Genomic DNA, 22480 nt, shown 5'->3' with positions numbered 1-22480 from the left:
ACCAGTTCATCGGAGTAGAGCTCCATTGGCTGGTTAAACACTTATTTTCCCGGCAAAAACCTGCTCCGCAGGTCCTATTAGCCATACTTTATTGAAGGCTCCATTTTCGGAAGCATTAAATTTCACAGATAATTGACCTCCAAGGGTCTTTATTTTAATAGTCGCAGCGGCTTGATCCTTGCCAAAAGCAATCGCAGCGGCGGTTACTCCAGTTCCACAAGAAAGCGTCTCATCCTCAACACCTCTCTCATAGGTTCGAACGAAGATCTCATCGGCACTTACTTTTTCCACGAAATTGACATTGGTTCCAGCAGGAGCATATATTTGATCGTAGCGCACTTTTTTTCCTTCTTCGAAAATGGGATAGTTCTGAACATCTTCTACAAATCGAATGTGATGTGGCGAACCTGTATTGACAAAGAAATCAGCTTCTTTCTCGTCTATGCCAGCGACATCGCCCATCAGCAATTGCACCAATCCGTCTTTCAGAATAGCCTCATGAGCTCCGTCAATTGCTAGAAAACTCGTCTTTTCATCCAAAATTCCTAGAAAAGCCGAAAAGGCAACTGCGCATCTGGCACCATTACCACACATACTCTGAGATCCATCGGCATTGAAATAGATCATCTCGAAATCAAAATCCTTATGATTTCGGATCAAAATCAAGCCATCAGCGCCTACACCAAACTTTCGATCGCATAGCTTAGAGACTAGTTTCAAATTCGAATCATCAAACTTCTCCTCACGATCATCGATCATGACGAAGTCATTGCCGGTTCCTTGATATTTGTAAAATGAAATTTCCATGGAAAATTGTTGTGAACATCGGGACAAAAACCCATCCAAGCCCTTACTGAACCACAAACTTAAACATCTTGTCACAAAAACAGACTTATTGTCTGATTCTCAATTTCAAATAAGACAGTTAAAGCCTGCTTTCTCCCGCTTTTTTAAAAAAATATATGTACACATACCCGGATAAAGTAAGCTGAGGACGTAATCGCAGACTTATGACAATCCATTAATGGACATTATAGATCTGAAAGAAATAACATTGCGGAACCAATTTGAGGCAGCATCCACGAATCTTATTCCAATTCCATCGCAAAAAAGGCCGGAAAATCCACTGTTTTTTAGTTATTTCAGCCTTTCATGTGTTCATAATTTGTTTTTAATGGTCACATGGAATCTCGCTAAGTTATAATCATCCCGGTGTGTGACTTTGAAGTCATGCTCGATTTCAACAACTCAAAAAAATGCAAGATCCTAAGTCACTTACTTCCGTCGCTTTATTTCACGAAACTTTCAAACACCCAGTTTTGCCTTCTCCGGTTATTCCTGAGAAAGTAAGATGTGATCTACGAATCTCTCTGTTGGCTGAGGAGCTGAAAGAACTAGAAGAAGCGATCGCAAATAATGACTTGGTCGAAGTGGCTGATGCCTTATGTGATTTGCAATACGTGCTTTCTGGAGCAATTTTGGAATTTGGTTTGGGGGAAAAATTCAAAACCCTCTTCGACGAAGTGCAGCGCTCCAATATGAGTAAAGCCTGTAAAACTGAAGATGAGGCCAAAGCAACCGTGGCCCACTACAATGCTAAAGGCACGGAATGCTTCTATGAAAAAGAGGGCGATTTGTTCTTGGTATTCAGAGAAGGCGATCGAAAAACACTAAAATCAGTAGCTTATTCACCGGCTGATTTAGCTGGAATCATCAAATCATAACGAATTAGGGACGGAGGTTTTCAATTCCTTCCCCTGATAATTCTTCAACTCTACAATTCGGGCCGGCATATTAAAGTCGGCCTTTTCTAATGCCCCCAGCACTGCGAGAATCGCCGAACTTTTTACCACAGCATCTGAGATAGCACGCTCAAAAGTATCTACCCAAAAAGTGACCTGAATATTCAGTGTACTTTCTGCCATCTCAGTCACCCACACTGAGGGCAATTTGGAACTATCCAACACACCAGGAACCTCCACAATTGCCGATTTGATCACTTCAATCGCAGCTTGATAATCAGAGCCGTAATCCAGTCCTACAATAAAATCATAGCGTAGAAATCCATCAATAGTAAAATTGATCAATGGATTCTTCAAGATAATTCCGTTGGGAATAAATACATCTTTGCCATCACCAGTTTTGATCTGAGTATCTCGAAGATTCAATGTCAAGACTTGACCTCTGATTCCATTGATATCCACCACATCTCCTACTCGAAATGGCCGTTTGAACGCCAAGATAATTCCAGCAAGGAAGTTTTCTCCAATATCTTTCAGCGCAAAACCGATGATAAAGGCAGATATCCCAGCTCCAGCAAGCATGCCTGAGATTACTCCTGTCAGTCCAATGATACGGAACACGACTAGCAAACCGATTAGAAGCACTATTGATCCAAAAATACCTGCTAGAAAATTCGCTAGTAGATCATCGTCCATCCTCTTGATTAGCCTCTTGCTCAATAGTGTTCGCAGCTTTCTAGCTAAAAAGAGAAAAAACAAAAAAGTGGCGATCGCTATGCCAGCTATGATCAGCCAATGTTTTACAGTAGCCCAATCAGCTGATAGAAATTTCAATTCTTCCATGGGTTCGAAAATACAAAAAATTCATGGTAGAGATTATTATTTTCAAAAGCTCAAGCTTCCAGACACAGCACTATCCTTCCACTAAAAGTCCTAATTCCGTGAAAAACACAGATTACAGGGACCCTTCCCATTAAAAATAGTAGCTTGCATGTCTCTAATCACTCTTTGCGGATATTATTTTCTGTTGGGTTCTATTTCTTGAATAAATCCAACACCTATCTGCATGTCAATATTCAAGGTTGAAAAGAATCACCCCCAATGCTTAAAAAGTTATTTCCCTCCTTAATAATCATGTTTGTTTTATTGCTCGCCGGTGCCATTATGCATTGGATGGGCAGACCTGTCTACTGGCCAGGATTCATTGCTATGATGTTTTTCTATGCCGCTATTTTCTACATAGGAACTTATGCAGCAAATATGAAAAGTCAGGACACAGAGGACAGTGTCATGCTGGCGGGACGATCCCTGCCTCTAGGGGTCGCCATCTTTACCATGAGTGCCACTTGGGTAGGAGGAGGCTACATCAATGGGACGGCAGAGTACACAAATTCTTCTGGCCTCGCCTGGGTACAAGCACCCTGGGGATATGCACTAAGCCTCATCATTGGAGGCTTATTTTTTGCCCGGAAAATGCGCCGATATGAGTTCAAAACGATGATTGATCCCTTGGAGCAGCGATTTGGCAAAAATGTAGCAGCAGCCTTAAGCCTACCAGCGATCACAGGAGAATTGTTTTGGACTTCTGCGATTCTTACCGCATTGGGTACCACTTTCGGTACGGTGCTAGGAATGGACTTTGTCCCTTCTATTATCTTGTCTGCAGCCATCGCCATTGCTTATACAGCGCTTGGCGGATTGTGGGCAGTAGCTTTTACAGATGTCATACAGATGGCTTTATTGTTCCTAGGGCTTATTCTAGTCATTCCTTTTGCTTTAGATAAAGTCGGCGGATGGGATTATGCCTGGGCGACCTATCAAGAAAATAAAGGAATTTTTGCTGATTTATTTCCTCCGCTAGATGGCTGGAAAAATGAACTTTGGGGAGATTACTATTGGAACTGGTGGGATTCAGCATTACTGCTAATATTCGGTGGTATTCCATGGCAAGTTTACTTTCAGAGAGTTTTGGCTTCCAAAAATGAAAAAGTAGCAATGCGCCTTTCTATTATAGCAGGCTTTGTATGCTTAGTAGCTGCTATTCCGGCGATTATGATTGGTGTGATCGGAAATGTGGTGGACTGGAACGCGCTTGGAATAGCTCCACCTGAGGATGCAGCACTTACTCTGCCTTATGTAGTTCGATATCTGACCAACCCTATTGTAGCGACTGTTGGCCTTGGTGCCATCGCCGCTGCAGTGATGTCTTCTGTGGATTCTTCTATCCTATCGGCTTCATCTATGGCTTCATGGAATTTATACCGGAAGCTTTTGAAACCAAATATTGATTCTAAATCTCTTGCCAAGGTTATCAAAAAAGTAATCTGGATTATTGGTATTGCTGCTACGCTTATTGCGCTACAGGTGCAAAGTGTCTATGCACTTTGGTTTTTGTGTAGTGATTTGGTGTACTGTCTTCTTTTCCCACCACTGGTTTGTGCGCTTTTCGACAAGAAAGCCAATCGCTATGGTGCGATAGCAGGATTAGTTGTTTCCTTTATTCTACGATTTGGAGCTGGAGAACCTGTCTTTGGAATCGAAGCAATCATCCCTTACCCAATGACTCAGGCTGATGGAGTGGTTCTTTTCCCTTTCAGAACATTAGCAATGGCATGTGGCTTAATCAGCATCCTTGTTGTGTCTCGATTAACTCAGAAAAGCTGTCCACCACTAGCACTCAAAAAAATGGGGTAATTAATATTTTGCCCCTTTAGCTTTTATGGGCTAAAGGGGCAAAATGATTTAGAACGGATTTCCCAAATCTTTCATGGCGATATAAACTGTTTTGAGCTGAGAATAATGCTCAATCGCTGCCAAACCGTTTTCACGTCCAATTCCCGACTGCTTGTATCCCCCAAAAGGAATTTCCACAGGTGTGATATTAAAGGTATTTACCCAACAAATTCCCGCCTGCAACTTGGCCACCATGCGATGAGCCCTTCTTAGGTCATGGGTATATACACCAGCCGCAAGTCCAAAAGGAGTATTATTAGCACGTTGCAAAACATCTTCCTCTCCTGTAAAAGTCAGTATGGACATCACAGGACCGAAGATTTCCTCTTCTACGATTCGTACTTCATCCTGGGCACTGGCGAAAATAGTAGGTTCTACAAAATAGCCTCCTTCACATCCAGCTACATTTACCTGGTTGCCACCATGGATCAATTCTGCTCCCTGCTCTTTCCCCAATGTGATGTAGCCCATCACCTTTTCGAAATGATTTTGATTAATCAATGCGCCAATGTGAGTTGTTGGATCAGCAGGATCGCCCACTTTCAGATTTTTGGTTCGCTCTACGAGTATTTCAAGGAATTTTTCACGAATAGCAGCATGCACAAATACACGTGTACCATTGCTACAGATTTCTCCTTGCGTATAAAAATTGCCTAGTAAAACTCCATTCACAGCTTCTTCTAGGTCTGCATCTTCAAACACTATAATTGGTGATTTACCTCCTAACTCCAAAGTCACATGCTTCAGGGTAGCGGCTGCGGCAGCCATTACTTTCTTACCAGTTCCTACTTCTCCAGTAATGGATACCTTGGATATATCTGGATGCGAAGTCATCATTTGTCCTACTTCTCCGTCTCCTTGTACTACATTGAAAACTCCATCTGGCAAACCAGCTTCTTTATATACTTCCGCCAGTTTATAGGCAGTAAGGGGTGTAAGTTCCGCCGGTTTGAAAATCATCACGTTGCCACATGCCAAGGCAGGAGCTGATTTCCAGCAAGCAATCTGAATTGGGTAATTCCAGGCTCCTATGCCTGCACAGATCCCTAAAGGCTCTCTACGTGTATAGGCAAAATCATCACCCAAATTAATATGCTCTCCATGCATGGAAGAAGCAATACCAGCGTAATATTCTAGACAATCTGCTCCAGAAACAACATCCACTTCTAGTGCTTCACGAATAGGCTTACCCGCATCCTGAGATTCCAATACCGCCAATTCATCATTCTTTTCACGTAAAAGTCTAGAGGCTTTATGCAAAATTTTTCCTCGCTCAGTAGGAGACATGGCAGACCAAGTCTTAAATCCTTCTTTAGCGGATTCGATCGCTTTTTCGAAATCTTCTTGCGAAGCACTGCACACTTCATTTAATACTTCACCAGTTGCAGGATTGTAATTGTTAAACTTCTTACCTGTTCCTGGAAATGGCTTATTGCCAATAAATAATGGAATGTTTTGCATCAATAATGTCTGTTGGATGAAATGGAGGGGTGAACAATTAACCCAAATGTATGTCATGGGTTTCACCACAAGAGAAATAGCCTCAGCCCCAAATATAAATTTATTCTATAGAATAAGCCCTAAACAAGGCTGGCAAGTTCGTATAGGTTTGCTAAATGGAGTATGAAGGGCTGTTTTTGAGGAGGATGGCTATTTAAGAATTAGTTAGTCCTTATAGCTTAAAATCGTCCTATTGATTTTTGGATAATATCAATAAGCTCTTTAAAGGGCGGCTGACCAGCATAATAAAGAGCTTTGGTAGCAATGTATCTTTTTTCAAATTCTTCCATTTTTTCATCTGGGAGAAGCAATGCATCACTTTTCTGTAAGGGGATCTCTAGGTCCTTTTTTGGGAACCTTTCTAATTTATGCTCTTCATATTCTGAGGTACCAATAAACTCTTTTACTTCTTGCTGACCGAGCAACTTGGCCAGATCGTAGTATTGGCGCATTAGGTTTTGCCTTTGAACACCTGTTTCGATTTCCTGTCGATATTTGGTCACGACCGTTTGAAGCTTTTCAACAAAAGTATATCCAGAGTGATAGCATTTTATATCCACTGCTCGATTATCAATAAACTCTATGCTATTGGTTTCTGAGGCTTTGTCATATGCCCATGAGCTGATGGTTTTAGGGCTATTTGGTGTAATAGTATCAAAACCGGCTTCTAATAGAATACCCTCCTTAATGCCATCAGACTTACCTATAACCGAATTATAAAAAAGTCGAATCCCACCACTGCGATATTTTACGGTGTCATCAAATTCATGATCTCGCTCAACTTTAATAATACCATCTATATGAATGCTGCTTGCTAAATGATCATAGAATTCCAATCGGGATTTGATGGCATTTTTCTTCTCACTGGTCTCATTGACCATTAGGCTTTCATCTGGTTTGATGTAGATGTCGATATCTTCAGAAAAGCGATGAATAATCCTGTGCCCTTTGGAAAGAGAGGTCCCGCCTTTAAGATCAAATTCGAAGGCTTGCTGTTTTAGTCCAAAAAGGACATGCATGATCCAATAATCTTTTTCTATCAGATAAGGATCAATTACTTTTTCATCTGCTGTGATGCTTATCAGGTCATTAAATGCAGGATGATCATGGAGGTAATTAGTAGGCATAAACATCACTTTCCAGGTTTTGTAGTTTCGGAAGCAAGATCTTTTGAGTGCGGGTATTCCCGTACTCAGTAACTGACTTTTTCAACTTGGAAACATCCATGGATTTTAATTTTTCAAATACGCTCTCCAGAACTGCGTTTTTATCTTCCGCTAACTTATCTAGGCTATTCACCAGATCAACAACCAAAAACTCAGGGCTTACCTTTTTAGGAAAGTTATATTTTTGTACAAAATCAAACTTTCGCCCTCCAAGCTGAAATTCTCCATGGCGCTTGTGATTATACACCACACGCTTATTGTAGAGTTGAGTTGTTCCAACTCCTAATTTGTTATACGCATTGGGAGTGGTCACTAGAAAACGATCATCTTTGAGAAAGCTTTTAAGTAATTCATCTTCTTCTGGCGGAGCGTCCCCGAATACAGTTTTTCTAGGATAGTGATAAAGACCCTGAGCGAGCTTTTTAAGAGTTCCAGTTTCTACTAATTCTTGCAAATGGCGATCCACAGAGGTTGACCACTTTATAAGATCATCCCTTCTATAGACCCTTCCTGGTCTTAAATGTCGCTTTAATACATTGAGTTTTTTCATTGCAATACTCCCGTAACACAATTCTACCATTACCAAGTTCATTTTGCAAGTTTTATCATGTAAAATTCATGCAAAATATAATAGGAGCTAATGCATATTACTACGGCCAATTTTTTGTAAAAAACTTAATATCAATTATTTAAAAAATTAGTATCCGAAGATCAACTTGGTTATTTGACTAAAAGCAAAGTACCTAGAGTCATATTTCACAAAATAAAGTAAGTAGGACTTAGCAAAGCCAAATTAAAAGTCAGTAGTACTTATGGAGGAGAGATAAATTCAAACCAAAAAATGTTACAAGACTGAAGGCTTTGCGATAATGGAGTTTTGGGATCCGATACTTCTACCAGTTTGGAGTAAACTGTATAAACACAAAAAGCCCCGTATCTCTACGAGGCTTATGTACCAGGAGCGGGAATCGAACCCGCACGACCTTACGGTCACAAGATTTTAAGTCTTGCGTGTCTACCAGTTCCACCATCCCGGCTTAATCTATCTCTAGAGACATAGATTTTGTCACCGTTTGACTCCGACTTTCCGGAGCTACTTTATTCTGAAACAAGAAAGCCCTTGAATCAAGGGCTTTTTGAGCGGGAGACGAGATTCGAACTCGCGACCCCGACCTTGGCAAGGTCGTGCTCTACCAGCTGAGCTACTCTCGCTTTTGTTGTTAACTGAAACGTGATCCAGTTGAATTGTGGATGCAAAGGTAAGGGTCAGATATAAATTCACAAGCATTCACCTGTTAATTTTTTTAGTATTTCCTTCCAAAACTTCCAATTTCATTGATTTTCAACTCACTACAGACAAATAAATATATTTATCAGATGGATGATTTTCCTCCTCTATTCGATTTTTTTCTTAATCTCATGCAGTTTTAGCAATGCTTCAATCGGAGAAATCGCATTGATATCTATTCCTTCAAGCAAATCTTTCGCCTCTTGGAATTTAGGATCCATTTCAAACATACTGAGCTGATAGTTATTTTTTGGAATAGACTTAATATTTTCTTTCTGCTCAGCCACCGCCTTATCTTTCTCCAAATGGGACATAATCTCAGCTGCTCGCAACACAATTGGATTAGGCATTCCGGCCATTTGAGCCACATGGATACCGAAACTATGCTCACTACCACCTGGCTTTAGCTTACGCATGAAAATCACTTTGTTTCCTACTTCCTTCACAGAAACATTGAAGTTTTTGATTTTTGGGAAATCGCTGGCAAGTTGATTTAATTCATGGTAATGCGTAGCAAAAAGCGTTTTAGCTCTGAAAGTTGGATGATTGTGTAAGTATTCCACAATAGACCAAGCGATAGAAATACCATCATAAGTAGAAGTCCCTCGACCAATCTCATCCATCAATACCAAACTTCTGTCCGATAGGTTGTTCAAAATACTGGCGGTCTCGGTCATCTCCACCATAAAGGTAGATTCGCCTTTGGAAAGATTATCCGAAGCTCCCACTCGCGTGAAAACCTTATCAATAATACCGATTCTCGCAAAGGATGCGGGCACAAAGCTTCCCATCTGAGCCATAAGTACTGTCAAAGCCGTTTGACGCAAGAGAGCAGACTTACCAGCCATATTGGGACCTGTGATAATCATGATCTGCTGAGAATCGTGATCTAGGTAAATATCATTCGGTACATAATCCTCTCCTGGAGGCAGTTGTCTCTCGATCACAGGATGACGACCATCTTTGATTTCTAGAGTTTCTGTTTCAGAGATTTTAGGTCTCGCGTAGTTATTTGAAATCGCTACCTGTGCAAAAGAAATCAAAACATCTAAAGTACCGAGCACTCTGGCGTTCTGCTGGATTTGAGTCACAAATTGCGCTGTCTCCTGGACAAGTGCCAGAAAAAATCGCTGCTCAATCGCAATCATTTTATCCTCAGCATTCAGGATTTTATCCTCGTATTCTTTCAACTCAGGGGTAATGTATCGCTCGGCGTTGACGAGTGTCTGTTTACGTATCCACTCCGCAGGCACCTTGTCTTTGTGCGAATGAGTCACTTCCAAGTAATATCCAAATACCTTGTTGAAAGCTATTTTGAGTGAAGTAATTCCTGTTTTTTGAACTTCTCGTTGCTGGATTTGAACCAGAAAATCCTTACCTGAATTCGCTAAACCACGATATTCATCCAATTCCGCATCAACTCCATCGTTGATAATTCCACCTTGATGAGTGAGCATCGGAGCATCTTCTTTGAGCTCCTTGACGATTTTATCCAGCAAAAACTCACATGGATGCAACTGATCAGATAGTCGCTTCAGTGTAGGATTCTTCTGATTTTTGAGAAGTTCTTTAATGGGCTGAATATTGATCAGCGCACGTTTGATTTGATTGATCTCACGCGGATTAGCACGTCCTACCACTACCTTAGAAATCAATCGCTCCAGATCACCAATATGCTTCAGTGGATCTACCATTTCGGCTATCAGCGCTTCATTTTGATAGAAGAAATCGACCACATTCAGTCGCTCTTCTATTGTAGATTTTTCCTTCAATGGTAAAACCATCCACTTTTTCATCATCCTCGAACCCATAGGAGTCACTGTCTGATCCAGGATATTGATCAAAGGAACTCCGCCCTCGTGCTGGGGAAATACGAGCTCCAAATTGCGAATGGTGAATTTGTCCAGCCACACATATTTCTCCTCAGCAATACGTGAAATCGAGGAAATATGCTGAATCTCTTTATGCTCAGTTTCTTCCAAGTAATATAAAATCGCACCAGCTGCTATGATCCCAGTTTCGATTTCTTCAATACCAAATCCTTTCAGATTGGCTGTACCAAAATGTGTTTTAAGTTTCTCGTAAGTAAAGTCATATTGATAAACCCAGTCTTCACAGTGAAAAGTGATAAAATCATTCTTCAGCATATCAGCAGCCTGCTTTTTTGCTGCTTTAGAATAAATAATTTCTGAAGGTGCGAAGCTTTGAATCAGCTTTTCGAGATAGGATGAAGTCCCTTCTGCACACATAAATTCCCCCGTAGAAAGGTCTAGAAAGGCAATCCCATGCTTTTCCTTGCCAAAAGAAATAGAAGCTAAATAATTATTTTTCTTCGTGTCCAGTACCTGATCATTAAAGGAAAGTCCAGGAGTCACTAATTCCGTTACTCCTCGTTTAACAATCCCTTTGACAGATTTAGGATCTTCCAACTGATCGCAGATAGCTACCCGATTCCCCGCCCGCACTAATTTCGGTAAATAGGTATCCAAAGAATGATGCGGAAAGCCTGCCAGTTCTATGTGCGAAGCAGAACCATTGGCTCGCTTAGTCAAAACGATATCCAGTATTTTGCTAGCTCGAACGGCGTCTTCGCCAAAAGTCTCATAAAAATCCCCAACTCGAAAAAGCAGCAAGGCACCTGGATGCTTGGCTTTTATCGCATTATACTGCTTCATTAAGGGCGTTTCTTTTCCGTCTTTTGACTTACTCATGGGGGTATGCTTACTTTTATACTAATTTTGGGAGGGATATTCGAAGGGAATATGCCCGAAAATAAGCCATTCATAAAGCAGAACAAAAAAGGATGAAAAAATTAAGCATGGAAGAACTCGAAAGAGTCTCTGTAGAGGAGTTTAAAGAAATGGATAAATCGCCGATCGTACTCGTTCTGGACAATGTTCGAAGCCTAAATAATGTGGGTTCTGCATTTCGAACAGGAGATGCTTTTGGAGTGGAAAAAATTTACCTCTGCGGAATTACTGGTACACCTCCTCACCGAGATATTCAGAAAACAGCTTTGGGTGCTACCGAATCTGTAGCCTGGGAATATTGTCTGAATACTATGCTGGCAATGGAGAAACTGAAAGCTGAGGGCTATCAAATCTGTGGGTTGGAGCAAGTAGATCGCTCTGTGATGCTGAATGATTTTACTCCTGAAAAAGGTAAAAAATATGCTCTGGTATTCGGAAATGAGGTTTTTGGGGTAGAAGAAGAAGTGCTCAATGCCTGTGATGCAGTCTTGGAAATCCCGCAATTGGGCACCAAACACTCCTTGAATATTTCTGTTTCGCTAGGAATAGCAGTTTGGGACCTGATGGTTAAATTGGAGCAGTTTTAGTTTTTATTAAATCTGTAGCGAAGACCAAAAGAACCGCGGAAAATCGAATCATCATCAAACCCAATTATCGGTGCTCCCTCAATTTGAAAACCAAAATCTTTTTGCTCAAAAGGATAAATATTCAAGCCTACTGGTATTGCAATACCTGCAAAATTCCCAATTCTTGGACCTGCTCCACCATAGAATTCAAAACGATCAGTTTTCTTGAAAATATAATTGGCTACAAGCTCTACTGACAAATCTTCAAAATAATTATCCGTTCCAACTCTAAATTCTGGAATAAAACGCTCACCAAATTGGTAATTTACACCTATAAAAGGGAGGTTGCTCTGATGAAAGGTGATGGTAGTTTGTGAAAAGGCAGTTAGGGAAAATAGGCCAAAACAGGCAATCAGTAGAGTTTTTTTCATTTGTGTGAAATTAGATTGTGAAAAATATTAAAACCCAAGTTCACTCAGCTTAATATGTGTTTTAATCATATTGGAGCTAGCTTTTGCTACTAGTTTACCTGAATCTTTAATAATGACGGATTCCCAATGATTTAGGTTTGAACCTGAGCGAACTAATTTTGCAGATACTTCTAATTTCTCTCCAACCTGTGCGGCAGACAAAAAATCCACATTCAAATTGATACTGGTCATCAGATATTCAGAGCCCGCCACAAAGTTTGCCATGCCGATCACGTCATCCATCATCAATGAGGCTACACCACCGTGCAGAATACGTGCAGGATTAGACATTGCCGGAGTTACAGTATAGGATACTTTAATAGACCCTTTCTCGATTTCCAGGAGTGTACCTCCAAGCCAGTTTCCAGCCATAGAGGGCATTTTATTTAGTTTTTGCCCAATTAACGTCTTGAATTGATCTAAAGGTTGGTTCGGTTTTTCCATGGTATTATTCTCGTTCATTTATCAATCTAAAATAGTCTTCAAATATAGTTTGTAGGGCTGCTTTTTCTTTAGGCTCTGTCCAAATAGGTATCCAGATTGAGTCTTTCCTAATCTCAAAACTAGCATCCTTATTTACCCAAGGCTCTAGCTGTCTCGCATAAGAAAGCAATTCTGAATTATTGCCATTTTGAAACGAAAATATTTCTTTCTTACCATCCTTTGATGCAGAGATTTCTAGCGGCCAATCCAAGTTGACAGGTTCTATATACAAATAGGCTTCGTCTTTTACAGTATTGAGGATTATAACCAGGTCTATACTTGGATTGGTTTCAGAAACTTCTCTTTTCCCATGACGAAACAAAGTCATCCCAGCATCTGAGCGTCTCTCTATATCATACTTGATAGCTTTTACATTCAAAAAATAAAGACGAGAGGAGGAAGTCATCCGGAAAGTGAGATCCTCACCAGAATTATTAGCTCGCTTAGTGTTGAAAAATGAAAGCACTATCACCAGCCCTACCGATATCAAACCAAAAATCTTTATGATTTTGATGAGTTCTGGTGTAAAGATTTCGTCTGACTTTTGCCTTTGTGGCATGAGGATTTTGCTTAAAGATCCAAGTTGGGCTCAATGTACATACGAACCTGCATTGATATCGATGCTAGCACCTGTCGCATGATCAGCTAGTCCAGAGCAAAGTAGCGTCACCATAGGAGCGATATCTTCAGGCTTTGTCAGTTCATTCAATGCGATATCATTTAGGGCAAAGTCCTCACCGTATTCAGACAGAATTTCATCTGCCATATCAGTGCGAGTAAAACCAGGAGCGATCAAGAATGACTTTATCCCTTGTTTACCGTACTGTCTCGCAATCGACCGTGTAAGGCTTACAATAGCGCCTTTGGAGGCTGCATAGGCGATGTAATCACTTGTATCTCCACGGAAAGCAGCACGAGAAGAGATGTTAACAATTCTCCCGTTTTGATTGCTTTTAGCATGCTCCACAAATTCCTTACAAAGAATAGCAAGTGAAGTGGTATTTACTTGTACAGTTTCTTGCCAGATTTTCAACCATTCCTCTGTTGGCAAATCATCAGAAGCAGATTTAGCGATTCCGGCATTATTTACCAAGCCTGAGATCGGGCCATATTTTTCTACCAATTTTGGAATAAATCCAACCACTTGCTTAACATCTGAAAGATCACAGGATTCAACAAATGCTGGATTCATCAATTCACTTTTGAGTTTTTCTGCCTCGGCAGCATTCTTATTAAAATGAATAATCACTTCAGCACCGGAATCTGAGAGTTGCTTTGCGATAGCTCTACCAATGCCCCGAGAGGCTCCAGTAACAAGAATTCGTTGATTTTTGAGGGAAATATTCATGCATGAAAATACTGGCTAAAATCAATATTTCCTTAGGTTTTCCATAAGAAGGATAATACTCACCACTTTTCCCGAATCATCAAATGCTGAATATGTGCCAAATGATGTTGTGAATGCCACTGATACATGAGTGTCACCTCAGATAAAGGAACAGAGGTCTGAGATTCTGGATGGAAATAGCACTTCTGAAAATTTGTAGGACTCATATTTTCAAGTATCACAGCCCATTTCAAATGAATTCCCGCTATCAAAGCTAGGGATGTCTCAATCGGTAAGATATAATCAGGCATTTTTGCCCAAGAAGCTTCGTCATAAGGCTTGATGGTGGGGTTATCCTCCGTGAGGGCCAGTTTGAAGCGTATCAGAGCATTCATATGACTATCTGCTAAATGATGGACTAGTTCTTTCACAGTCCATCCTCCAGGACGATAAGGAGTATTAAACTGCTCTTCTGTAAATTCACTAATACTGTCCTCCAAATATTGTGGAAATACTCGTAAATAAGCAGTAGCCTCTTTGAAGTTTTGTTCAGAAATAGTCTCCGGCTTCAAAAACTTTCCAATTGGGTATTTTAGTAATTCTATATCGATCATATTTTCTATCCTCCTGCTGCGATGGTAACCAAATCTACATTATTTGCTCCATTAGCCAATAGTACATTCGCACAGGCACATAAAGTAGCGCCAGTAGTCATTACATCATCTACGAGGAGAATAGATTTATTAGTGATAGAATTTCGAGGGGCAAGCTCAAATACATCATCTACATTATACATTCGCTCTAGTCGAGATTTTTGAGTTTGTGTCTCTGTAAATTTTCCACGAACTAGGCTATTTTCCAGCTTCACTGAAAGACTTACACTCAGCCCAAGCCCAAATTGTTCACTTTGATTATATCCTCTGCGGCTCTGTTTCAGAGGATGCAATGGCACAGGAACAATGATATCCCATTGAGTCCCAAAGCCATGATCATTTAAGATTTTACCGTATAAGGATCCTAATTCATGAGCCAACTGAGGCTTATTTCTATACTTCAACTGATGAAGAAGCTTTTGACTTTTTCCGCCTTTAGTGAATTTCAAATAAGACATCACCATTCCCACAGTACTGAGACCCTTTACTTTATCACCTAAATCATTATCCATTGGCCTCAAATGATAACTAGTTACAGGAAGTGATCCTTTGCAAATTGTACAGAGATTATTCTCATAGTCATAGAGAGAAGTCCCACAGAGCAAACAATTGCGTGGAAACACCAAATCCAAAAAATCTTTTACAAAAAATAAACGCATTGGGAAAAAGGCTTGTTCCTATCTGCCAAGGGCAAATAGTGGTATATTTGCTACTTAATTCTTTCCTAAACAGTTAAGTTAATGAATCTCATAGAGGAATTCAACGAGTACAGAGGCCAAATGAACGATAAGATCTTGGCTCAAGACAATAAAGTGCTCAAACGTATATTTAATCTAGATACCAACGCATTTGCAGAAGGATCAATAGATACCAAGTCCAAAGAAATGATTGGGCTAGCTTGTTCTATGGTGTTACGATGTGACGATTGTGTAAAGTATCATTTAGGAAAATGCCATGAGGTCGGATTGACTAAAGCACAAATATTTGAAGTATTCTCCATTGCGACCTTAATAGGAGGGACTATAGTAATACCTCACCTAAGAAGGGCGGCTGAATACTGGGAACTTCTTGATAATCAATAATTTATAATGTTTAAGCGCGATCTGGAATTAGAAAAACGTTGGGCAAAATTATTAGAAGGCCTCAAAGAAACCATAGGAAAAAAACCTGCGGACTTAAATGGCGTACTCTTTCTTATTGGTGTTCAAGAACTTGGACAAGGCAATAAGATATTTAGTAAGGAGCAGAAGCAAGACTTGATGCATATAGCAGTCTGTAAAGTTTTGAGCTATGATGGATTTTATGAGCTTGATCATGTTGATCAAGACGGATGGCCACATTGGAAACTAACCAAAGAGCTACCACATTTTGATCTATTAGACCAGGAGAAATTACTAAAAATACAGGTGTTAGAATATTTTGAAAAGGAATACGAAATAGTAATCGAATAAATTGTGAAAATAGTATCGTACAACGTGAATGGCATTCGTGCCGCAATGAATAAAGGTTTTATAGAATGGCTTAAATTAGTTAACCCAGATGTCATTGGTTTACAAGAAGTTAAGGCGAATATTGATCAAATAGATGCTACTATTTTTGAAGATTTAGGTTACGAAATATATTGGTATCCAGCAGTAAAAAAAGGATATAGTGGGGTAGCTATTCTAACTAAAATAAAACCAAAATCAGTTAGGTATGGTATGGAATACTCAAAATATGATGATGAAGGAAGATTACTTCAACTTGATTTTGAAGATTTTTCTTATCTAACTGCCTATTTTCCTTCTGGCACAACTGGAGACATTAGACAAACCTTCAAATACGAATTCCTAGACGATATATACGGTTACACTCAAGATTTGAAAAAGGATAACCCTAATTTCATTCTAAGTGGAGATTACAACATTTGTCACAAGGCAATAGATATTCATAATCCAAAATCTAATAAGAATACTTCAGGATTCTTACCGGAAGAAAGAGCATGGATGGATAAATTCACAGAAACAGGATTTGTGGATAGTTTCAGAAAGTTCAACGACCAACCACATAATTATACCTGGTGGAGCTATAGAGCTAATTCAAGACCAAAAAATCTGGGATGGAGAATAGATTATCATATGGTAACTAATCCAATGGAAGATCGTCTCAAAAGCTCAATAATCTTAGCAGATGCAAAACATTCTGATCACTGTCCAATTCTAATCGAAGTCGAATAAAATTAGTAGATACTACTCATTGAATACTATTATGATGAAAACCATAAAAATTTCTATTCCTTCTCTTATCGAGAACATAAAAATAATTGAAAGTTTCATCGACAATGCTCGTGAAAACTTTGAGATCAATGATGATATCTATGGTAACATTATGATTTCTGTAACTGAATGTATTAGTAATGCAATTATTCATGGAAATCAAGGTGACAAAAATAAACTTGTTCATTTAGAATTAGCACTTGAAGAAGAATTGCTGCTATTCACTATTCAAGATGAAGGAGCTGGTTTTGATTACAATGAATTGAAAGACCCTACGGCACCGGAAAACATTGAAAAAACCGGAGGAAGAGGTATTTTCCTTATCAAACATCTTTCTGATGATGTAAAGTTTGAAGAGAACGGAACCAAGACGGTGTTATCCTTTTACATGAATTAAGCCATGGCTACTAATTTCTTTACAGAAGAAGTTTCCTTTTCCTTAAAAGAAAAGAGAAAAAGAAAAGCTTGGCTTAAACAAATCGCAGAAAGTGAAAAACACTCCATTTCCGAACTCAATTACATTTTCTGTTCTGACGAATACCTACACAGCATTAATGTAGAATATTTGGATCACGATGACTATACAGATATTATCACGTTTGATAATTCTGTAGAAGATGGGATAATAGAAGGGGATATATTCATTAGTATAGATCGGGTAAAAGAAAACGCAGAAATAGAAAAAGTAGCACTAGAAAAAGAACTAAGCAGAGTTATAAGCCACGGTCTATTTCACTTGCTAGGATTTAAGGATAAATCCAAAGCCGAAGCAAATCTAATGAGGTCAAAAGAAGAATTTGCTATCAATTTATTCGAAAAGATTTAAACGTTCCACGTGAAACAGTTCTCGAGTAGCAGAATAATCTCTAGATGTTCCACGTGAAACAGTAAACAAAAAAGAATACAATGTTTCCAATATATGATGTTATAGTAGTAGGAGCAGGGCACGCAGGTTGTGAAGCTGCGCATGCAGCAGCCAGTATGGGCTCCAAAGTATTGCTATGCACTATGAATATGAATACAATTGCTCAGATGTCTTGTAATCCAGCAATGGGTGGTGTGGCAAAAGGGCAAATTGTGAGAGAAATAGATGCTTTAGGAGGATTGTCAGGAATAATTGCTGACAAATCTATGATCCAGTTTAGGATGCTAAACAGGTCAAAAGGTCCTGCAATGTGGTCTCCACGATCACAAAATGATAGAATGAAATTCGCTGAGGAATGGAGATTAGCACTCGAACAAACTCCAAACGTAGATTTTTGGCAGGAAATGATCACTGGCTTAGTAGTGAAAAATGGAGATATTAAAGGAGTAAGAACAAGCATTGGATTAGAAATACAAGCCAAATCAGTGGTATTAACCAATGGAACCTTCCTAAATGGTTTAATCCATATTGGAGAAAAGCAATTTGGAGGAGGAAGAACAGGAGAGGCTGCTGCAAGAGGAATTACTGAACAACTGGTTGAATTAGGCTTCGAGTCCGGTAGAATGAAGACTGGGACGCCACCGAGAGTGGATGGAAGAAGTTTGGACTATTCCAAAATGGAAGTCCAACACGGAGATGAAAACCCTGAAAAATTTAGCTATTCTGACCAAACGACTCCCCTAAAAGAACAAAGAACATGTTGGATTACTTATACTAATAAGGATGTACACTCCACACTTGAAGAAGGATTCGATAGATCTCCTATGTTCAATGGAAGAATACAAGGCCTAGGTCCAAGATATTGTCCATCGATAGAAGATAAAATCAATCGTTTTGCGGAAAGAGATAGACATCAAATATTCGTAGAACCAGAAGGATGGAATACAGTAGAAATGTATATCAATGGCTTTTCTACATCACTTCCAGAAGATGTACAGTATAAAGCTATCCGGAAAATAACAGGTTTTGAAAACGCGAAGATGTTTCGTCCTGGATACGCTATAGAATACGATTATTTCCCACCAACTCAATTGAAACTCACATTAGAGACGCAATTGATAGAAAACCTATATTTCGCCGGGCAAATCAATGGGACAACAGGATATGAAGAGGCAGCATGTCAAGGTTTAATAGCAGGAATCAACGCAAGTCTAAAAGCACAAGAAAAAGATCCATTCTTACTCAAAAGATCAGACGCATACATAGGTGTTTTAATTGACGATTTGATCAATAAAGGCACAGAGGAGCCCTATAGAATGTTTACCTCCAGAGCTGAATTCAGACTATTACTCCGTCAAGATAATGCAGATTTAAGACTGACTCAGCAAGGATTTGATATAGGTTTGGCTACAGACGAACGCTTAGCCAAAATGAATACTAAAAAGGAAGAAACGGCTAAACTTATCAATGATCTAAAGCAAAAGAAATTTTCTCCTGAAAGTATAAATAAAGGACTGGAAAATTCTGGTACAGCAGCTATCAAGGAAAAAATTACAGCTGAGAAACTCCTAAAAAGACCTCAAATTGGTCTTCAGCTTCTAAAAACCTTCAATCCTGAAATAAACGAGTATTTATCCAAATATCCAGCTGAAGTTCTAGAACAAGCGGAAATACAAATCAAATACGATAGTTATATAGAAAAGGAGCAGCAAATGGTAGATAAGTTAAGTGGTATGGAAAACTTTAAGATTCCTGTGAAATTTGACTACTTAGCCATTCCAGCACTTTCTTCAGAAGGAAAACAAAAGCTGACGAAAATAAGACCTGAGACTATGGGCCAAGCTTCAAGAATATCTGGAGTTACACCTGCAGACTTATCTATAATCACTGTATACCTTGGAAGATAAAATGCTCGAAAGACTTACTAAATGTCCACTTTGCAAAAGCGGGCTTTTCCTCAATTCTCAAGAGATAAAAGATTTTGCTGTAAGTCAGGAGACTTTCATTATATGCAACTGTACCAACTGTGGTCTGAAGTTTACCAATCCCAGACCAACTGAAGAAAGTATTGCTCCATATTATGATTTCCCCGAATATTTCTCCCATGATGATAAGGCAAAAAATCTAACTCAATTTGTCTATCAGGGAGTTAGAAAATATGCTATTTCTCAAAAAGTAAAGCAGCTAAATAAGCTCAAACCTCTTAAGGGAAAATACCTAGATTACGGCTGCGGGACAGCAGAGCTTTTATGCAAAGCAAAGGAAGAGGATTGGATAGTAACTGGTATAGAACCAAATGAAAAGGCAAGGAATTTAGCGAATAGCAAATTGGATGGAAAGGTATATGAAACAATACAGGATCTACCCAAAGGCTCATATGACATCATTAGCCTATATCATGTATTAGAACATATACATACCTTAAGAAAAACTATAAAAAAACTCATAAACCACTTAAAATCAGACGGTTATATATTTATAGCAGTTCCAAATCCAGATTGTTACGATGCTGAAAAATATGGTACAACTTGGGCGGGCTGGGATGTACCAAGACATCTTTATCATTTTAATCATCACGCAATAGAAAGCTTCACAGAGATTTTTGATTTACAGCTAGTGGAGAAGATGCCAATGAATTTCGACAGCTACTACGTTTCTTTACTTTCGGAAGGATACAAAAACCCACAGCAGTCAATTATTCAAAAATATTGGAAAGCCATTTTATCAGGAAAAAAGTCAAATAAAGAAGCATCAAAATCTGCAGGAAATTATTCTAGTAACTTATTCGTTTTCAAAAAGAAGTGAAACAAAATAATCTAATCATACTTTTAGTAATAAGCTTACTAGCTTTTTCATGTGCTAAACAAAGCGCACCAATGGGAGGTCCAAGAGATGAGGATCCTCCAATAGTTTTGGACATGAATCCTGAAAACCAAAGTCTAAACACCAAGCCAGAGGAAATTATTATCACGTTCGATGAATACATCAAACTTGATAATGCAAACAAGAATATCCTCATCACCCCTAGAATAAACAAAGATGAGGTAATCATCACAGCTTTAAAAAACACACTTGTAATAGAACTAAATCAGGAACTAGAGGATAGTACAACCTACGTTTTCAACTTTCAAAAATCGATTCAAGATCTATCCGAAGGAAATCCAGCTGAAAATTTGAAACTGGTATTTTCCACAGGACAAACCATCGACAGCCTGACATTCTCGGGATCAGTCAATAACTATTTTCCAGGTAGAAATGACAAGCTGGAAGATGCCATAGTAGGATTATATCCTATAGATGATACCACAGATGTATTTATAGCACCTCCTTATTATTTGACCCAGGTGGATACAGCTGGCAGATTTAATATTACCAATATCAAAGCGGGTCAATACTTGGCTTATGCTTGGCAAGACGATAACAACAGCTTAAAGGCAGAATACAAGTCCGAAGCTTTTGATTTTATCAAAGACACCATCAGTATCAATCAAAACATTGAAGGTATTCATTTCAACCTTTCAAAAGGAGATCAAAACCCGATTAGATTACTGAGATCTTCACCTACCGGAGCACACTACTCCATAGTTTTGAACAAAAGTCCTATCAAAATCACCTTAGAAAATGAGCAGGTTGGTAAGGATATATTCTATAGCCTGACAGACAAAAGAATCAATCTATACTCAGAAAAGCCTATTGAAGACAGTTTGGCTTTCAATATTCAATTACAAGATTCGGTAGGATACCAAGTTGATTCATTAATCTGGGCAAAATTTGAGGAGTCAGAAAGAAGACCAGAAAAGCTAACTATTATGCCAAATTCAGGAAAAAGCTTTTACCAAGACCTACCTGTAGAATTAACCTTCAATAAGCCTCTTAAAAGCATCAATTTCGATTCGCTCTACCTAGCTTATGATACAGCTTCAGTAATTCCTATTACACCAGAAATGCTAAGCTTCAAAGACTCTTTGAGAAGGGATATACTTAATATCAAGCTTAGCGTAGCTGATTCATTGCCTTTTGATATTTTCACAGTAAAAGCAGCTGATTCTACCTTCATAGATATAGAAGGACAATACAACGAAGAAAAACTTTCTGCAAATTATAAAAAGCTCAAGCGAGAAACATTAGCCGATGCTATCACCGGAACCATTGCAAATGCTGAAGGACCATTCATCGTACAGCTTTTAGATAGCAAGGGGGACTTAAAACAAGAAGCTTACTTTGATTCTGGAAATAATTTTTCATTCAATTTAATTGAAGCAGGAACCTATCAAATAAGAATCATAGAGGATACCAATGGTAATCACCGATGGGATCCTGCCAATTACGAAGAAAAAAGATACGCAGAACGAATCTTTTATTACATAGATCCAGAAACAGGAAATAAGAATATTTCGATAAGAGGAGGTTGGACTTTAGAAGACCTAATAATCACATCTAGTCCAAAAACTGGTCAGAAAAGTATTCAAAATTAGACGTGGATAAGTACCAAATAACCTGTGGATAAAAACAGAATAGGCAATGATAACTCCACACTTATACACCTACCCTCATCGCCCTTTTCCTCCGAGCATCAATTTTGGGGAAAAGCCCAGGTTTATCCACCACTCAAAGTCATTCTGTCCACAGAGAAATTTCCAACAGTAAATAAACAAGCCTTCATCCACAGAAATCAAGCAAAT

General features: G+C 39.0%; 23 protein-coding genes and 2 tRNA genes. 11 read left to right on the top strand and 14 right to left on the bottom strand.

Translation table 11 applies throughout. From position 1 onward, the window contains the following. Positions 1-33: 33 nt before the first annotated feature. On the bottom strand, positions 34-807 hold the full coding sequence (dapF, locus tag LV85_RS00800) for a diaminopimelate epimerase (protein WP_111316276.1): 774 nt from the start codon (positions 805-807) through the stop codon (positions 34-36). 449 nt (positions 808-1256) lie between these two features. On the opposite strand from dapF, the gene LV85_RS00795 reads away from it, so the two are divergent. Further along, positions 1257-1724 carry a pyrophosphohydrolase domain-containing protein gene (locus LV85_RS00795; protein WP_111316275.1) on the top strand — a complete coding sequence of 156 codons (468 nt, stop codon included), beginning with the start codon at positions 1257-1259 and terminating at the stop codon, positions 1722-1724. On the opposite strand, the gene LV85_RS00790 is transcribed toward LV85_RS00795, so the two are convergent. Further along, positions 1719-2585 (bottom strand): mechanosensitive ion channel family protein, encoded by an 867-nt coding sequence (locus LV85_RS00790; RefSeq protein ID WP_111316274.1) that lies wholly within the window; start codon positions 2583-2585, stop codon positions 1719-1721. The two genes, LV85_RS00795 and LV85_RS00790, sit on opposite strands and share 6 nt — an antisense overlap. A 291-nt stretch (positions 2586-2876) precedes the next feature. Between LV85_RS00790 and LV85_RS00785 the strand changes: the two genes are divergently transcribed. Then, on the top strand, positions 2877-4436 hold the full coding sequence (locus tag LV85_RS00785; protein ID WP_245942086.1) for a sodium:solute symporter family protein: 1560 nt from the start codon (positions 2877-2879) through the stop codon (positions 4434-4436). A 48-nt stretch (positions 4437-4484) separates the two neighbouring features. Here the strand turns inward: LV85_RS00785 and betB are convergent, their stop codons facing one another. From betB to mutS, 6 genes are all read right to left on the bottom strand, one after another. Then, positions 4485-5936, bottom strand: a complete 1452-nt coding sequence (betB, locus tag LV85_RS00780; protein WP_111316272.1) for a betaine-aldehyde dehydrogenase — start codon at positions 5934-5936, stop codon at positions 4485-4487. Positions 5937-6154: 218 nt separating this feature from the next. After that, on the bottom strand, positions 6155-7102 hold the full coding sequence (locus tag LV85_RS00775; RefSeq protein ID WP_111316503.1) for a nucleotidyl transferase AbiEii/AbiGii toxin family protein: 948 nt from the start codon (positions 7100-7102) through the stop codon (positions 6155-6157). Then, positions 7092-7733: a DUF6088 family protein gene (locus LV85_RS00770; protein ID WP_245942084.1), complete on the bottom strand. Its 642-nt coding sequence runs from the start codon at positions 7731-7733 to the stop codon at positions 7092-7094. The genes LV85_RS00775 and LV85_RS00770 overlap by 11 nt, the downstream gene beginning before the upstream one ends. 361 nt (positions 7734-8094) lie before the next feature. Further along, positions 8095-8178, bottom strand: a tRNA-Leu gene (locus LV85_RS00765). Between the two features lie 102 nt (positions 8179-8280). Continuing rightward, positions 8281-8353, bottom strand: a tRNA-Gly gene (locus LV85_RS00760). Between the two features lie 183 nt (positions 8354-8536). Beyond that, entirely contained in the window at positions 8537-11140 is a 2604-nt protein-coding gene (mutS, locus tag LV85_RS00755; RefSeq protein ID WP_111316271.1) for a DNA mismatch repair protein MutS, read from the bottom strand. 92 nt (positions 11141-11232) lie between these two features. Here mutS and LV85_RS00750 point away from each other — a divergent pair, with 92 nt between their 5' ends. Then, positions 11233-11766 (top strand): RNA methyltransferase, encoded by a 534-nt coding sequence (locus LV85_RS00750; protein ID WP_111316270.1) that lies wholly within the window; start codon positions 11233-11235, stop codon positions 11764-11766. On the opposite strand, the gene LV85_RS00745 is transcribed toward LV85_RS00750, so the two are convergent. The 6 genes from LV85_RS00745 to LV85_RS00720 form a co-directional block, all read right to left on the bottom strand. Next, positions 11763-12176 carry a hypothetical protein gene (locus LV85_RS00745; protein ID WP_111316269.1) on the bottom strand — a complete coding sequence of 138 codons (414 nt, stop codon included), beginning with the start codon at positions 12174-12176 and terminating at the stop codon, positions 11763-11765. The genes LV85_RS00750 and LV85_RS00745 overlap by 4 nt on opposite strands. 27 nt (positions 12177-12203) lie before the next feature. Then, entirely contained in the window at positions 12204-12587 is a 384-nt protein-coding gene (locus tag LV85_RS00740) for a PaaI family thioesterase (RefSeq protein ID WP_158531115.1), read from the bottom strand. A 76-nt stretch (positions 12588-12663) separates the two neighbouring features. Then, positions 12664-13257 (bottom strand): hypothetical protein, encoded by a 594-nt coding sequence (locus tag LV85_RS00735; protein WP_111316267.1) that lies wholly within the window; start codon positions 13255-13257, stop codon positions 12664-12666. 30 nt (positions 13258-13287) lie between these two features. Then, a complete protein-coding gene (locus LV85_RS00730; protein ID WP_111316266.1) occupies positions 13288-14046 on the bottom strand; it encodes an SDR family NAD(P)-dependent oxidoreductase in 759 nt (252 codons plus the stop codon). A gap of 59 nt (positions 14047-14105) precedes the next feature. Then, the gene (locus LV85_RS00725) at positions 14106-14639 is read right to left on the bottom strand and encodes a YfiT family bacillithiol transferase (RefSeq protein WP_111316265.1); all 534 of its coding nucleotides are present in this window, start codon (positions 14637-14639) and stop codon (positions 14106-14108) included. A 5-nt stretch (positions 14640-14644) separates the two neighbouring features. Continuing rightward, on the bottom strand, positions 14645-15337 hold the full coding sequence (locus tag LV85_RS00720) for a ComF family protein (RefSeq protein WP_111316264.1): 693 nt from the start codon (positions 15335-15337) through the stop codon (positions 14645-14647). 81 nt (positions 15338-15418) lie between these two features. On the opposite strand from LV85_RS00720, the gene LV85_RS00715 reads away from it, so the two are divergent. From LV85_RS00715 to LV85_RS00680, 8 genes are all read left to right on the top strand, one after another. Next, a complete protein-coding gene (locus tag LV85_RS00715) occupies positions 15419-15760 on the top strand; it encodes a carboxymuconolactone decarboxylase family protein (protein ID WP_111316263.1) in 342 nt (113 codons plus the stop codon). A 6-nt stretch (positions 15761-15766) separates the two neighbouring features. Continuing rightward, positions 15767-16129 (top strand): hypothetical protein, encoded by a 363-nt coding sequence (locus LV85_RS00710; protein WP_111316262.1) that lies wholly within the window; start codon positions 15767-15769, stop codon positions 16127-16129. A gap of 3 nt (positions 16130-16132) precedes the next feature. Further along, the gene (locus LV85_RS00705) at positions 16133-16894 is read left to right on the top strand and encodes an exodeoxyribonuclease III (protein WP_111316261.1); all 762 of its coding nucleotides are present in this window, start codon (positions 16133-16135) and stop codon (positions 16892-16894) included. A gap of 34 nt (positions 16895-16928) precedes the next feature. Further along, positions 16929-17330 carry an ATP-binding protein gene (locus tag LV85_RS00700; RefSeq protein ID WP_111316501.1) on the top strand — a complete coding sequence of 134 codons (402 nt, stop codon included), beginning with the start codon at positions 16929-16931 and terminating at the stop codon, positions 17328-17330. 3 nt (positions 17331-17333) lie between these two features. Continuing rightward, positions 17334-17759 carry an rRNA maturation RNase YbeY gene (gene ybeY, locus LV85_RS00695; protein WP_111316260.1) on the top strand — a complete coding sequence of 142 codons (426 nt, stop codon included), beginning with the start codon at positions 17334-17336 and terminating at the stop codon, positions 17757-17759. An 80-nt stretch (positions 17760-17839) separates the two neighbouring features. After that, on the top strand, positions 17840-19705 hold the full coding sequence (gene mnmG, locus LV85_RS00690) for a tRNA uridine-5-carboxymethylaminomethyl(34) synthesis enzyme MnmG (protein ID WP_111316259.1): 1866 nt from the start codon (positions 17840-17842) through the stop codon (positions 19703-19705). A gap of 1 nt (position 19706) precedes the next feature. Next, positions 19707-20603 (top strand): class I SAM-dependent methyltransferase, encoded by an 897-nt coding sequence (locus tag LV85_RS00685; protein WP_111316258.1) that lies wholly within the window; start codon positions 19707-19709, stop codon positions 20601-20603. 71 nt (positions 20604-20674) lie between these two features. After that, positions 20675-22273, top strand: a complete 1599-nt coding sequence (locus LV85_RS00680; RefSeq protein ID WP_245942082.1) for an Ig-like domain-containing domain — start codon at positions 20675-20677, stop codon at positions 22271-22273. Positions 22274-22480 lie beyond the last annotated feature (207 nt).

The sequence above is a fragment of the Algoriphagus chordae genome (assembly GCF_003254055.1).
Lineage (GTDB): Bacteria > Bacteroidota > Bacteroidia > Cytophagales > Cyclobacteriaceae > Algoriphagus > Algoriphagus chordae.
This window is presented reverse-complemented; position numbering and strand designations above follow the sequence as displayed.